Here is a 13,128-nt window from a genome sequence, read left to right on the forward strand (position 1 = left end):
GAAAATGCAAGTGCTGAAGCCAATCCTGATCGTAGTGGAAGCGACAGGAGGATATCAGAGAGCCGTCGTGCTGGGACTGTACGAAGCAGGGTTGCCAGTAGCCGTGGTTAACCCAGTGCGAGTGAGGCAATATGCTAGAGCCAGTGGACTACTTGCCAAGACGGACAAACTGGATAAGCCTCAACCTGGCAGATTTCGGGAAGCAAATGAAACCGAGGCGGTTCGAGGTAAAAAGCGAGACCGAACGATACGTATCGGCCCCTGTTGGTGCGTCGCAGACAGCTGGAAGAGATGTTAAAGCGGAAAAAAAGCCGCTTGCGGACGGTTTCAGTGGAGATGAGAGAGTCTGTAGAGCGGATGATTGAGATGTTGAAAGAAGAGATCAAGCGGCTCGAAAAAGAACTGGACCGCTTCATGAAAGAACATGAAGACTGGCAAGAACAGGAAGATATTCTGCGCAGCGCCAAAGGAGTGGGGCGGGTGACGGCAACGACCTTGTTGGCAGAGTTGCCAGAGTTGGGGAAACTGGATCGGAAGAAGATCGCAGCCTTGGCGGGCTTGGCGCCAATGAACGCGGACAGTGGGAAAAAGCGTGGCTATCGCAAGACGAAAGGTGGACGGATGGAGGTGCGGAACTGCTGTATATGTCGACTTTGGTGGCGACGAGATTCAATCCGTTGATCAAGGCACAGTATCAAGAATTGCAAAGACGAGGGAAGGTGAAGAAGGTGGCGTTAACGGCGTGCATGCGGAAGTTCCTAACCATCTTGAACGCGATGATGCGAGATCAGCAGCCTTTCCGATACACCGTTGCGCCTTGATCCACGATCAACTCCCCTAAAAATCAAACAACTGCCTTGACATTCAAGACAGTTGCTGCACGCTTTGTTGGGTGAACCCGATTTGTGCAAGACGCGCCGCCTAAAAACCAGAACCCAGCTTTTCAATGACTTGATTTTACACGCTACAAAATATTTGGCAATGCTGACTTTGCAGAAACCAAAACCGCCGAAGTACAAAAACGCGAGAAGCCTAACTTACCAAAACGCTTGCTGAAAAAGACTTTGCAAGCCCAAACCTTTGCCAGAAAAAATGAGCCAGCCAAAAAGCCCGAAGCCGATTTACCGAAACCTTGATTGAAAACCTTGAAGCCGATTTCAGAAACCCGACTTTGCCAAAAATAAACCTTGCTGTGAAAACGAACTTTGGCAAATGAAACGGCTTGCTTGCCAGAACTTTGACGAAAACCATGAAGCCAATTTTAGAGACCTGACAAAACCGAAGAAGGAACTTTCCGAGAAAAAGACAAACGCCAATTTTTGAGAACGCCAAACTTGGAAGATAGCCACTGCGAAAAGACCTGACTTTGCCAAACCCGAAACTTTGCGAAAAACCCGAAACCTGATTTTGAAGATTCAGACGCCAATTTGAAGCGAAACTTAATTTGCACAATACCCAAAGGGTTTGATGAAAGGGGACACCCAACGGTTTGCGTTACCCGCGCTGGGGCGGGCGGCGGGACGCCGTCCGACTGGGAAAATGCTGAGGCGTAGAAAAATGCTTGGAATCGCGCCAGAATCCCCAGCGTCGGGTGCACGCTTTGTTGGGCGGCTTTTGTTGCGCCAGCCCCGATGGCTGTTATCAAATACCTAAAACCCATAAGGTTTTATTCTCTTTTGCGCAGTTTTCTATTAACTCCAAGAGAGTTTGGTTGATTTCTTTCAGCGCCTTCACTACCTGATTCCATTGTAATTTCAAGTTTACCTTATCTTCCGATGCAAGTTCGCCCAGAAAGTTATTTCCCATTGGTGAGGTTGAAATCGTTTTTAAGAAAGAATCAAAGTCGAAAATTCCGCTCATCTCAGAGCCGAATTCCTTCAGTTCATTATGCAAATTTATTAACTCTAATTCTCTAAATGCTGTTGGTCCATAGTAATTGAAGTTTTCATGACTGTTATCGAAACTGTTTGAGAAAACCCCAAATACTACTTCATCTAAAAAGATTGATGAATTATCCCAGTTCTCGCCTGTTGTGTTGAATTCAACATAAGGACCTCTCTTGCGATTTTTCAAAATCTTTAATTCCACCATGTTTCTCCGTGCAATTTCACTTGCAACACAATTATTCAGCGAGCCGCCCAACGGTTTGCGTTACCTGCGTTAGCGGGGACGGCGAAGCTGTCCAACTGGAAAAATGCTAAGGCGTAGAAAACTGCTTGAGATTTGCGCAGAATCCCCAGCGTCAGGTGCACGCTTTGTTAGGCAAACCCGATGGACGCAAGACTCGCCAACCAAAAAAGTAACGCCGCCAATTTGAATAGATTTTACTTGCAATTCAATTTATGGCAATTACCAAAATTGGAAAATGATAAACCTGACCTGCCAAAACATTTGCTAATTAAAAACCTGACTTTGTAAATTCCTAATAATCAAAACGACGCCCTATTGCTTTGACGAATTCTTCAAAATTGTTTGCGATAATTCTTGCTTCGTCAGGCGACATAGACACAAATGGAATCATCACGATTTTCCAAGACTTATCTTTTTGCATGTCGAAGGCTATTAATTCGCCGCCGCCACTACTTCCAAAACCAAAGAACTCTGGAATATATTTTTCGATTTCATAATCTTTATTAAGTTGAATTACATCTTCGGCAGACCACAATCGAAACCATCCAGGCTTAATGCCAAGTTCACCTTCGCCGCCATTGCAATAAAGTAATAAGTCGAGATAATCTTTTGGTAATTCTTTTCCTGCGTCATCTACCAATTTTTGAACCGCTTCGAGTTTAGCGGATTCTTCTTTATTCCAATTTGCGTCCTTCAAAATTTCGGAAAAATTTATCATGGTGAAAATGTTGAAAGGGTTTGCCTAACGGTTTGCGTTACCCGCCCCGGGGCGGGGACGGCGAAGCCGTCCAACTGGAAAAATGCGAAGGCGTAGAAAACTGCTTGAGATGTGCGCAGACTCCCAGCGTCGGGTGCACGCTTTGTTAGCCCGCTTTTAATGATAAGCACAATTTACTGTTAGTTTTCACCAAAGTTTTAATCTAAAGTCGATTCAATTATAGTTCTGTTTATTGATTCAAGACCACCTTTGCCTGTCGTTACAAAAAGATCTGAGAAGATACTTTCCTGAAATGAGCCGTCGTAAGCATTTAGTATGATAGCTTTTTGAGGAGATGCAAATGCAAACAATAAAATATCTGTGTTTGCATACCCAAGTTTCTCGAAGTTGTTGCTTAGAGCTTCGTTTTTCCAGTTGAATTTAGAAAACCAAATGCACAGGTTTGCTTTTCTAAAAGGGAAGACTTCTAATTTTTTTAGCATTTCGTGGAAGTCTTCGCCTTTGTAGTGAATATTAATATTTTTGTTTGCAAGTTTATTAAACATGAGACTGTTAGAAATGCCTAATGGGGTGGATATTTCAAACTCTCCCTCGCAAATTGCACATGGAGTATCGACAAAATTTTGAGATATTAAACCACTAACCAAGGACATGAATTTTTCAGGTGAAAGCAACATTCCTTCTGCTGGGGAAACGAACAAATCCATCCAAACGCCCATGAAAAATTACCTCCTTTTCGGTTGAATTTATTTTGCGCGGCGGGCTAACGGTTTGCGTTACCTGCGCTGGGGCGGGCGGCGGAACGCCGTCCGATTGGAAAAATGATAAGGCGTGTGAAACTGCTTGAGATTTGCGCAGAATCCCCAGCGTCAGGTGCACGCTTTGTTAGGCGCAGTTTATTTTATAGTAAGTGCGCCCGTAAATCCGCATACGTTTCACTAACCTTTTGAAAAGCGTTGGGAAGTTCTTCGTTTAGCATACTGTCGATTGTTGGCAGTAAAATATCGGGGGAATATCCTTCAATTGAAGTGGTTTGCCATACATCTGGAATAACATCGACATCATATTTTGATTGCCAGCGTACTATTTCTATCAAATCTGAATACCACGAAATATTCCCTATCTTAGACGATGTAGAAAAATAAGCCAAGATTGCCTCGGCAAATGCCTGTAAAGCCTTTATGTCTTCATTTTTCATTCCCGCCTTCTGAACTTTCTTGAGTTTCTCCGCCATATCATTTATCAACTGTCGCTCGTGAGCGTAATCTCTACGACGTTCTTTTAGAAAATCTAATAACTCGTTAGATGGTTTTGTTCTCTTGATTAAGTGCTGTCTGAATTCAGTAAATCCAGCAATGTAGTCTTTATGTATCACTATCATTTTCTCTAACAGCGGTTCGACCTGATTCTCAAAGACATCCTTTTTTGAAGGAATATATTTTTCCAATATTTTTAATGCGAGTTCGATTACTGATATGGCTTCAATCATTTTAATCTCTATAAAAGAATTGGTTAATTTATACTTGAAGATTTTTAGAAGATACACGATGAATTACTAACAATCTCATTCTTTTATTATCTTGTTTGAATTTACTTACTTCACCTCTGCTTTCCCTGCTTCATAATACATACTTGCCTTTGACATCAACAGACCAATTTGTTCATCATTCCCAAAGACACCCGGAGTCTTTTCCTAAATAAATTCTAGCACTTTCATAATCTGGCGTATACCAAATAAGTTTGCCCGAAACTAAATCTAATTTATAAGTCCAAGAATCTAATGTGTAGTCCCATCCTTTTATAGCTAAATCAAATGAGCGCCTTCCGTTCTGATATGACATTGGCCAAGAATCAATTGACGCATAGGTTGACTTGACTTCAACTAGTTGAGTTCTAAATTCTTGATAAGATACCCCTTGCTCGGTCATAGTGTTTAGCTTTTCGGCTTCCACTAAAAAAGCATTCAATTTGGTTTTGAATTCATTTGTTGCTTGTATGTTTGAATATACTGTTATCGCTAGTATCCCAACAACACATAAAGCCGCCATTGCTGCTATAGCATAAACAATAAGTTTTTTATCAATTGTTACAGTATTTTGAGGCTGATTAGCAGAGATTCGTTCTGTAGGCTGGCTGACACCTTCCGATATTTTTTGTGGTTGAGGTGGGATAACTGGTGAAGGTGATATTTTTCTTTCAGCTTCAGCAAAATATTGTTTCACACTGTATTCTGGATGGCTTGTAATTTTTTGGTAAACAAATCCAATGGGGGAAAACTCAGCATTCTTTATAGAAAGGATTCGCTCTGAGCCTTTCAGTACCCATGTTCCACCCCACTTCAAACGCATGTGTTCGCCTAAGTAACTTCCCCAAGCATTTGCTGTTCGAGAAACCGAAATCTTTGCTTTTTCGTCTTGAACACGACTGGACAGACTCTCTATAAGCCTGTTCCAAAAAGCCTTCTAACTTAACTATACTTTGTTGGGAAAAATCTAATTCTTGTCCAAATTTTTCTTTTGCCGCTTTTATTGTGTATTCAGCGGCTGTTTTCATCTCATCGTTGATATTAGACATGAAATCTCCATGAAGATTTAGATTATGTCGGAAGGTAGCGCCTAACGGTTTGCGTTACCTGCGCTGGGGCGGGGACGGCGAAGCCGTCCAGCCAGAAAAATGATATGGCGTAGAAAACTGCTTGAGATTTTCGCCAGAATCCCCAGCGTCAGGTGCACGCTTTGTTGGCTGGCGTGGACTTGCCTAAACCTTGTTTTGCAAATTATGCTCATTCAAATTTACTTCGTCCCAAAGTGGAGATAATTTTGGAAGACTCCATTTGGGGCTTGCCTGCCATGTAGCCCATTTCTTCATACATCGAGCGTCGTTCAGATGTTATCAATTTTACTGCTTTTTCACCTTCAGCCTAAATTTCACTGCTTTCTCTTTGGAATAGTAACCTACTTTTTGGGCTTCCTAAATTCGTCTTCATCTTTCCATTCCCATGTGGTCATATCAGGGCTGATAACAACATCAAGCATATTATCCATTGTGTCAAAACCAATTTTTGTCCGATGAACTGGTTCTTGTAAATTGACGTACCAACAATCCAAATTTTTTGTGCCAGTGTCCCACATAATATAAGTGCTAAAAGAATCACTTGGCACTATCAAAAACAATACATCAGTTCTGTTCCACTGGCAATCAACAATTTTTATTTTATCTTCAACCAAATACTCTTTTGGCGTAGGCTTTTGCTTTACGTTTTTCCCAAGAACGCCAGCGGGCATATATAAAACTATTAAATCAGAAGCGTCTTGAACAACTATAGTAGGAAATGCCCAAAGAACTTTTTTTCCAACACCGCGCAAAATTGCATTTTCACCCGCCAAACGAAACGATATTGGATTCAATTTATTTCTCCCGATTAATGACCAGCCAGCCAACGGTTTGCGTTACCTGCGCTGGGGCGGGGACGGCGAAGCCGTCCAACCAGAAAAATGATAAGGCGTAGAAAACTGCTTGAAATGCCGCCAGAATCCCCAGCGTCAGGTGCACGCTTTGTTGGGCGTTTTTTTGTTGCGCCAGACTTGCTAACCGAAGCAAAATACTACTGCCAAGATGCCCAAGTTTTACAAGCAACTCAATCTTTGGAAACTAATGCAAACTTTGATAAAACCAGGCAGAATTGACTCAAAGATTTCCTAAAACCAATAATTTACGGAAGCCTGCACTAAAGAATAAAATTTGACCAAAAATTGAAGAAAACATAACCAGATTCTTTGACGGAAACAATTTATCTAAAAGCATTAACCAAAGAAACTGAATAAATTAAGGAAACTCCCTACATTACATAGGGAGTAAGTGATTCGCCAGTGAATAATTTAGAGACGCTTAACGAGCAATCCCGCAACAAGAAGTTGCAGGAGACCAACAAAAACGAACCAGAACGCAAGACCACTAACAACGGGAATAGATACGAAAGAACCAATTAAACCGAGCGAGCAGACCAAGAACAACAGAAATCCAGAAAGTAATTTGTTTAGGCGGTGAAAGTTTCATCTTTTTCTCCTGTGAAAATTTTTTACATTGAATTGTCTGGCGAATCGCTTTTTTATAACACACTATTTTTGTAAGTACAACAAAGATTGCTAACTATTTTCTTGCTTTTGCAATATTTCGTTTGCGTTCATGCAAACGCCCAACGGTTTGCGTTACCTGCGTGTGGGCGGGCGTGGATTCTGCTTGGGAGCAGGAAAAACTTGAAGCCAGAAAATGCTCCTAAATCGCGCAGACCCCACACGTCAGGTGCACGCTTTGTTAGGCGCTTTTTGATTTCACTATTTACTTTGAATATCTTTTTGCTTTTTCCTTTGCTCGATTGATGTTTTCCATCAATAAAGCCCTTCTTTCTGTTATTGTATCAATTCGTTGCTCCACGCTTTTTATTGACTTTTTTAACTTCTTCAAATTCAGTTAGTAAACTGATGGGTGATTCTAATGACCCGTAACCACTTATTTTTTCTTCAATAATACGTCTATTGGTTCTGTATTTGCACAATAAATTTCTGTGGTGCTCTTCTTCTGTTTGTATTTCTTCCAACTCTTTCCCATCTCTTGCAAGTTGAGAGAGTGCCTCCCTGATTTCGAGTTCTTCAATCTGATCTTTGATTTCAATACCTTTGAATTCTTCTGGCAGGGATGTTGGTTGTTGTGTAATTGGAGAAGGATGGCTTTTGCTTCCTTCATTCGCCTTCGCAGAGCCACTTTCGTCTTTCTCCTGAGTTCCATAGAGAAGCCATTTTACGGCTGAAACGACTTTCTTTCCTAATTCGAAAATTCCATTCTTAATTTCTTCAAGGCTTGGAAGGTTGATTTTTTGAAAAAACCATTGAATAGTTTGCATTTTTATTCCCCTAAAGATTTATTTTGCTTTCCCGATTCAAGGATGTCTTGTCTGTCGCTTTCAGAAAGGAAGTTAAAGCAGATTAATTCCTAAGCGTTTCTGAAAGACTTAATAATATTTTAGCCTGCTCAGAAGTTGTCATTGTACTTATTAGTTTTAACACGCCTTGAGGTCTCATTACATTAAATAATTCTTCTCGCTCTGCGGTAGATATGTCTAGTAGTATTTGCCTTTGCTGATCGGCATTTAATGCCAGTATGAATTTTCTTTGCTCTTTGGCTGTCAATGTTAACCAAACAAAATATTGCAATTGCACGTCAATTGTTTTCCATCGCTCCTGAAAACCAGATTCAAACAACACGCCATCCTTTTTAGCAACTGCAAAATTAATTAATCTTTGATCGTCTGAGAAAATGCTTTGCCATAGTGCTTGAATTGAAAATAAATTGTCGATATTTACTCGAAAATCTAAGTCTATTGCCATGTTTCATTCTCCTTGTATATAAAGATTTAATTATTGACAACTATTTCCTTGTTGTAAATTTTTGCCAACGTAGATTTTAATTTCGTGACAACATCTTCGATGCCTTCTTCTGCTTCTTCAAGTTCATGTAGCACTTTGTAGGGTGTGTCAAGTGTTCCATAAATCGAGATTTTCTCTTTAGCAAGTTGATATCTCTTACTGTATGTGTCCTTTAGTTTCAACAAATGTTCAAGTTCTGAAATTTCATTCTTGAGGATATTTTCGGAAATCTGAGTAGACATTGCCTCATTAATCGACCCGATAGATTCTGAACTTCTATTATTTGAGGCTTGATGACTATCTTTATTGCTGTCTTGAACATTAATATTTTTTGAGGCGCGACGTTCTCTGCGTTCTTGCAGGATTTTTTGAGCCTCTCCAAACAAAAAATCTAAAGTTTTAAGAGAATTGGTAAACCTGTTGGGTCAATCATACCTGCTCCTTTGCTTTTGGAAATAACCTTTGTTAAATTTTATCAATGACTTGCAAGTCAGCGCCTAACGGTTTGCGTTACCTGCGTTAGTGGGGACGGCGAAGCCGTCCAACCAGAAAGATGAAGAGGCGTAGAAAACTGCTTGGGATGTGCGCAGAATCCCCAGCGTCAGGTGCACGCTGTGTTGGGCAGTTTTTTTACCATAACAAATTCCAATGTAAATCACAACTATACCAATTTTCCACAAAAATAATTTTAGAAAAGTTTACGCATACTTCTTCTGGTTTTTCACTCGGATCATATAAGTATCCTGGTCCGAATTCTGCCATCATGCCGATAGACTGCATGTAGAACACGCGCCCATCAACGAGATAAACTCCACCAGTGACAGAGATATGGCGATATTCTGAAGGTAAAGCGGCTTCTTCTTCATCTTGAATGGTAATCATGATTTTTGCTGACTCTTCAAAATCCCTTTGATGGATTCTAAAAGATAAATCTAAAGAACTTACTACAAATGGAAGAATAAAAAGTGTCAAAATCCAAGTGGCACTCGAAATAGCAATGGTATCCCTGCTCGCCATGAGTCCCGCGCATATTTGACTATAAACAAAAAGAAGGAATAAACAAAAACATGCTACCTGTGCAAAGCAATAATACGCCAGTTAATAAATCTGCCTTTGCTTTATCGCCAATTATCCACCCATTATATGGCGAAAAAGACTTCGACTAAAGTAGAGAAAACAAAGGCGTGAAACACAGCAAAGATTTTGATACTAATATTTGTAATTCCCCAAATAACGGAGGAACGGAAATATCAGAGCCCGGGAGTTGTTCGAAAAGTTCATCCAGATTTTTCCGCAGTTTAGACAGAGAACATCCTTCTCTGAACATTCCTGATCGCAATTGGGACATTCTCTTTATCTCTGGATTGAGAAACTTCTTTAACACAATAGCCACCTTTGTAGTTTACGGAGCGAACTGCCCAACGGTTTGCGTTACCTGCGTGAGCGGGCGGCGGAACGCCGTCCGATTGGAAAATGATAAGGCGTAGAAAATGCTTGAAAATGCCGCAGAATCCCACACGTCAGGTGCACGCTTTGTTAGACCCCGCCCTTGACCTGCAAGACTCTTTGCCATTAAAAGACCTGAACCCATTTTACTACTGACCTTCCACAATTTTGATTTCTTCTTCATTCAACCCGTATAAATCATAAACGAGTGAATCAATCGAAGAATCTGTATCTTGAATTTGGCTTTCAAATCTTCTTTTTTTGCGGAGTTTGCGCCTTCGCAAGTCTTTTATTTAATTCCATCATTCGCTCAACAAGATTTACCATTTTTTCATACTTCGCTTTTTCTGTTGGACTGGATAAATCAAGCGGAATAATGGGTAAACTCAATAAAGCATTTTTCAAAACATCAATCGTGATAAAGAATTTTTGATAATAGTAAGTTAGCAAACGTGAGTTTATTATTCCCAACAAATATTTCAGAGATAAGTTTTTATCCTTCTTCAATAAAAGCATAGCGTCTTTGACATACAAGCCGCCAGAATCGTAATCTGCAACAAGTGATTTTCCCATTCTGGAAACAATAATTTTTTCTGACCTTGAATCTTTCCTTATCGCCAGGGCGGGCGGTTTTTCGGTTTTGTGTCATTTTCTCTGGCACATACCATACAAATTCTGTTGGCGTTTCAGTCCAGTATTTACGAACTCCAGCACTTCTTACAAACGGCTTGCTTTCCTTGTACTTCATGGATGAATGTATAAATTGTTCATCGTCACCCGTTTTGAATCCATAAGCCAAAGATACCAACTCGGAAAGCGGAATACCTTTTTCTTGTATCTTTGAAATGACGCTTTTACTTTCATTCTGACCATACAATTGAAAATTGAATAAATAGGCTTGCTCAATTTCACGCTGATAAAACTGGCGTTCAAATTGGATATTTCCGCTTTCATCAAGTTTTTCAATTGCTATCGGATTTTCTGAATGATTGCTGTTTGAGTCTTTCTGGATTGCAAAAATACAAGTTTCAACCGTTGCGTCTTCAAAAACCTTTTTTGGCAATTGTGCAAGTTTGATAACCTTTGAATTTTGGATAAGGAACTCTCGGATTTTGGTAAAACTTTCAAGTGAAGTCCATGTATGCGGAACAATAAAAGAAAATATACCGCCGTTTCTTGTAATTGTAGTGTACCACGTTCCATAAAACAAGAATACATATCTGATTTTGCTACAAAAGTTGAGTAGGTTTTCCAAAGTGCTTGCTTTTATGTTGTCGGGGATGTTGTGAGGTCGAACATAAGGCGGATTTCCAAGTACAACATCAAAACCGCCTTTAGCAAAAACTTCTTTGAAGCCGTTGCGCCAGTTAAACGGGTTAACCTTTGCCTGCTCTTCTTCGTCGGGCAATAATTGACCTTCATAATAATCGTAGCCAATTAAAGAATTGCCGCACTTGATATTATTTCCCAAGTCGGGCAAAACTCGCTCCATGCCCAAACCTAATTGACCGCTGGCATTTTCCAACACTTTGAGCAAAAGAGAAAGTTTGGTCACTTCTACCGCTTGCGCGTCAATATCCACACCATGAATATTGTTGAGCAAAATTTCTTTCTTCTTTGCGGTGGTCAATCTGTAACCATCCCCAACTTTTACAATGGCTTTGTTTTTCTCTGCTTTTTCAGGCTCATTTTCTGAATACCAGTTCAAATGCCAATCCAATAAAACCTGATATGCGCCAATTAGGAAAGTACCAGAACCGCAAGCAGGGTCAACAATTTTGAGTGAAACAACATCTTTCGGGCTTTTGTTTTCTACCTGTTTTCCAACAGTATTTTTTACGATGTACTCTACGATATAAGTAGGCGTATAAAACACTCCGCCCGCCTTGCGGACTTCAGGCTTTTCTTCAACTTTGGCTTGATGTCCCGCTGTCAGGCGAATCACTTTACCTAGAAAACGCTCGTAAACCTGCCCTAAAATATCGGAAGGAATATAAAGGAAAGCATACGGGCTTTTTGGATAATACAAGTTTGAAATGATGTCTTTCAAAACCTTATCATCAATATCCAAGAGAAAGAGTCAAATTATCGTGGCGGCTGACGATTTCTTTTTCCTGCTTGAAATGGAATAAGCCAGAGTTATATTTTGTATCTGCCCGTTTGAATAACTCGCATAATTCTTCATACGAGTTTTCATTATTGGCAATTTCCAATAACTGATTTTCTGGCTCGATTCCACGTTCTTCACAGATTCGCAAAAATACAATGCGGTCAATCGTCATTTGCACGGAATAATTCAAGCCTGCAATATCAATATCATCATTTCGCAAGGCGATATTTTTAGCAAGCAATTCCCGCCAGCGTTCAATTTCCTGTAAAAATGCGTCGTCAACGTCCGCTGTACCTTTTTTGCCTTTCATGCTTTCGGCATATTTGGCAAACGAACCTTTGCGCACCGCTTCGGGCGAAAAGATTTCTACAATCTCATTCCATCTTGAAACAAAATCTTTGTAATGAATGAGCATGATTCGCCCCATTGAAGCCTTGTCATTTATGTTTGGCTTCGTGCGGCAATCGTAAACAGCGAAATGCTCAAAGTCGGTCAAAATATTAATTGGAAGTTTTGCGCTCCAACCATAACGGCGGATTTGGAAAGCCGCTTCTTGGCTGGTTTCAACTTTTACCGATGGCTTTTTTGCTTCAACCAGAAAATCGAATTTTTCCCCACGCCCAACACGAAAAGCATAATCCGCTTTCTTCTGCTGACCTGCAACATCTACCGAAAACTCGTGGGTTACTTCTTTCCCCAATTCATCATAGCCTTTTTCATTTGCAACATCCCAACCCAACGCAGTAAAAAACTTCTCCAAAAATTCACGGCGTAATTCGGTTTCGTTTTTGCTGGAACGATACGAATCTAAATTCTGCTCGAAAGTCTCAACCAATTTATGAATAATTGCGGGGGCAGTAGTTTGTGATGTCATTCCCTGATTTTACCTGATAGAAAAAAATGAGATAGTTTTGCACGAGGGGTCTAACGGTTTGCGTTACCTGCGCTGGGGCGGGGACGGCGAAGCCGTCCAGCCAGAAAAATGATAAGGCGTAGAAAAATGCTTGAGATTGCCGCAGAATCCCCAGCGTCAGGTGCACGCTTTGTTAGCCCGCCGATTTTTGGAAATTACACAAATTCTGCAATTGCTACTTCCCGCTTTTCCGCAAAACTTTTCCGATGAAGTTTAATTCGCTCAATTTCATGTAAGGTATCCGCAGTAAAGTAACTTTCGCCACAATTAGAGCAAGTCACCATTGGGATATTTTCAATAATTAGTAAATTTTCACCTTTGCCATAGTTACGAGTAACTTGGCGAATACGAGCGCCTTCTTTGCCACAAATATCGCAAATCATAGTTT

16 protein-coding genes and 1 pseudogene are annotated in these 13,128 nt (G+C 40.5%); 1 reads left to right on the forward strand and 16 read right to left on the reverse strand.

What is annotated here, in order from left to right; genetic code table 11:
* Positions 1-821: pseudogene (locus IPL71_RS25875) on the forward strand (IS110 family RNA-guided transposase); the annotation flags it as partial.
* Positions 822-1,641: 820 nt separating this feature from the next.
* Here the strand turns inward: IPL71_RS25875 and IPL71_RS09790 are convergent.
* The 16 genes from IPL71_RS09790 to IPL71_RS09865 all read right to left on the reverse strand — a co-directional run bounded on the left by IPL71_RS09790 (position 1,642) and on the right by IPL71_RS09865 (position 13,123).
* Positions 1,642-2,091: a hypothetical protein gene (locus IPL71_RS09790; protein WP_345321132.1), complete on the reverse strand. Its 450-nt coding sequence runs from the start codon at positions 2,089-2,091 to the stop codon at positions 1,642-1,644.
* 331 nt (positions 2,092-2,422) lie between these two features.
* Entirely contained in the window at positions 2,423-2,827 is a 405-nt protein-coding gene (locus IPL71_RS09795; RefSeq protein ID WP_345321133.1) for an SMI1/KNR4 family protein, read from the reverse strand.
* 218 nt (positions 2,828-3,045) lie between these two features.
* Positions 3,046-3,567 (reverse strand): hypothetical protein, encoded by a 522-nt coding sequence (locus tag IPL71_RS09800; protein WP_345321135.1) that lies wholly within the window; start codon positions 3,565-3,567, stop codon positions 3,046-3,048.
* A 182-nt stretch (positions 3,568-3,749) separates the two neighbouring features.
* Positions 3,750-4,337: a hypothetical protein gene (locus IPL71_RS09805; protein ID WP_345321136.1), complete on the reverse strand. Its 588-nt coding sequence runs from the start codon at positions 4,335-4,337 to the stop codon at positions 3,750-3,752.
* Between the two features lie 175 nt (positions 4,338-4,512).
* Positions 4,513-5,196 (reverse strand): hypothetical protein, encoded by a 684-nt coding sequence (locus IPL71_RS09810; protein WP_345321138.1) that lies wholly within the window; start codon positions 5,194-5,196, stop codon positions 4,513-4,515.
* On the reverse strand, positions 5,126-5,422 hold the full coding sequence (locus IPL71_RS09815; protein ID WP_345321140.1) for a hypothetical protein: 297 nt from the start codon (positions 5,420-5,422) through the stop codon (positions 5,126-5,128). Before IPL71_RS09815 ends, IPL71_RS09810 begins: the two co-directional genes overlap by 71 nt.
* Before the next feature lie 380 nt (positions 5,423-5,802).
* Positions 5,803-6,255 (reverse strand): ribonuclease FAU-1 family protein, encoded by a 453-nt coding sequence (locus tag IPL71_RS09820; RefSeq protein WP_345321142.1) that lies wholly within the window; start codon positions 6,253-6,255, stop codon positions 5,803-5,805.
* 1 nt (position 6,256) lies between these two features.
* Positions 6,257-6,448: a hypothetical protein gene (locus IPL71_RS09825; protein WP_345321144.1), complete on the reverse strand. Its 192-nt coding sequence runs from the start codon at positions 6,446-6,448 to the stop codon at positions 6,257-6,259.
* An 817-nt stretch (positions 6,449-7,265) separates the two neighbouring features.
* On the reverse strand, positions 7,266-7,748 hold the full coding sequence (locus IPL71_RS09830; RefSeq protein ID WP_345321146.1) for a hypothetical protein: 483 nt from the start codon (positions 7,746-7,748) through the stop codon (positions 7,266-7,268).
* 82 nt (positions 7,749-7,830) lie between these two features.
* On the reverse strand, positions 7,831-8,232 hold the full coding sequence (locus IPL71_RS09835) for a magnesium and cobalt transport protein CorA (protein WP_345321148.1): 402 nt from the start codon (positions 8,230-8,232) through the stop codon (positions 7,831-7,833).
* A 26-nt stretch (positions 8,233-8,258) separates the two neighbouring features.
* Entirely contained in the window at positions 8,259-8,657 is a 399-nt protein-coding gene (locus tag IPL71_RS09840) for a hypothetical protein (protein WP_345321150.1), read from the reverse strand.
* 244 nt (positions 8,658-8,901) lie between these two features.
* Positions 8,902-9,288: a hypothetical protein gene (locus IPL71_RS09845; RefSeq protein WP_345321152.1), complete on the reverse strand. Its 387-nt coding sequence runs from the start codon at positions 9,286-9,288 to the stop codon at positions 8,902-8,904.
* Between the two features lie 675 nt (positions 9,289-9,963).
* Entirely contained in the window at positions 9,964-10,290 is a 327-nt protein-coding gene (locus tag IPL71_RS09850; protein ID WP_345321153.1) for a TaqI-like C-terminal specificity domain-containing protein, read from the reverse strand.
* Complete coding sequence (locus tag IPL71_RS09855) at positions 10,211-11,767, reverse strand: Eco57I restriction-modification methylase domain-containing protein (RefSeq protein ID WP_345321155.1); 1,557 nt, start codon at positions 11,765-11,767, stop codon at positions 10,211-10,213. The genes IPL71_RS09850 and IPL71_RS09855 overlap by 80 nt, the downstream gene beginning before the upstream one ends.
* A gap of 10 nt (positions 11,768-11,777) precedes the next feature.
* The gene (locus IPL71_RS09860; protein WP_345321157.1) at positions 11,778-12,701 is read right to left on the reverse strand and encodes a type I restriction endonuclease; all 924 of its coding nucleotides are present in this window, start codon (positions 12,699-12,701) and stop codon (positions 11,778-11,780) included.
* Between the two features lie 194 nt (positions 12,702-12,895).
* Positions 12,896-13,123: a type II toxin-antitoxin system MqsA family antitoxin gene (locus IPL71_RS09865; RefSeq protein ID WP_345321159.1), complete on the reverse strand. Its 228-nt coding sequence runs from the start codon at positions 13,121-13,123 to the stop codon at positions 12,896-12,898.
* Positions 13,124-13,128: the final 5 nt, after the last annotated feature.

This window comes from Candidatus Villigracilis proximus (genome assembly GCF_016717045.1).
In the GTDB taxonomy this organism is placed as follows: domain Bacteria; phylum Chloroflexota; class Anaerolineae; order Anaerolineales; family Villigracilaceae; genus Villigracilis; species Villigracilis proximus.

Excerpts from the sequence above, each read along its gene's own strand:
- IPL71_RS09800 (WP_345321135.1), bottom strand. The coding sequence starts at position 3,567 with ATGGGCGTTTGGATGGATTTGTTCGTTTCCCCAGCAGAAGGAATGTTG.
- IPL71_RS09865 (WP_345321159.1), bottom strand. The coding sequence starts at position 13,123 with ATGATTTGCGATATTTGTGGCAAAGAAGGCGCTCGTATTCGCCAAGTT.
- IPL71_RS09815 (WP_345321140.1), bottom strand. The coding sequence starts at position 5,422 with ATGTCTAATATCAACGATGAGATGAAAACAGCCGCTGAATACACAATA.
- IPL71_RS09805 (WP_345321136.1), bottom strand. The coding sequence starts at position 4,337 with ATGATTGAAGCCATATCAGTAATCGAACTCGCATTAAAAATATTGGAA.
- IPL71_RS09790 (WP_345321132.1), bottom strand. The coding sequence starts at position 2,091 with ATGGTGGAATTAAAGATTTTGAAAAATCGCAAGAGAGGTCCTTATGTT.
- IPL71_RS09845 (WP_345321152.1), bottom strand. The coding sequence starts at position 9,288 with ATGGCGAGCAGGGATACCATTGCTATTTCGAGTGCCACTTGGATTTTG.
- IPL71_RS09860 (WP_345321157.1), bottom strand. The coding sequence starts at position 12,701 with ATGACATCACAAACTACTGCCCCCGCAATTATTCATAAATTGGTTGAG.
- IPL71_RS09810 (WP_345321138.1), bottom strand. The coding sequence starts at position 5,196 with ATGCGTTTGAAGTGGGGTGGAACATGGGTACTGAAAGGCTCAGAGCGA.
- IPL71_RS09830 (WP_345321146.1), bottom strand. The coding sequence starts at position 7,748 with ATGCAAACTATTCAATGGTTTTTTCAAAAAATCAACCTTCCAAGCCTT.
- IPL71_RS09835 (WP_345321148.1), bottom strand. The coding sequence starts at position 8,232 with ATGGCAATAGACTTAGATTTTCGAGTAAATATCGACAATTTATTTTCA.
- IPL71_RS09850 (WP_345321153.1), bottom strand. The coding sequence starts at position 10,290 with ATGGGAAAATCACTTGTTGCAGATTACGATTCTGGCGGCTTGTATGTC.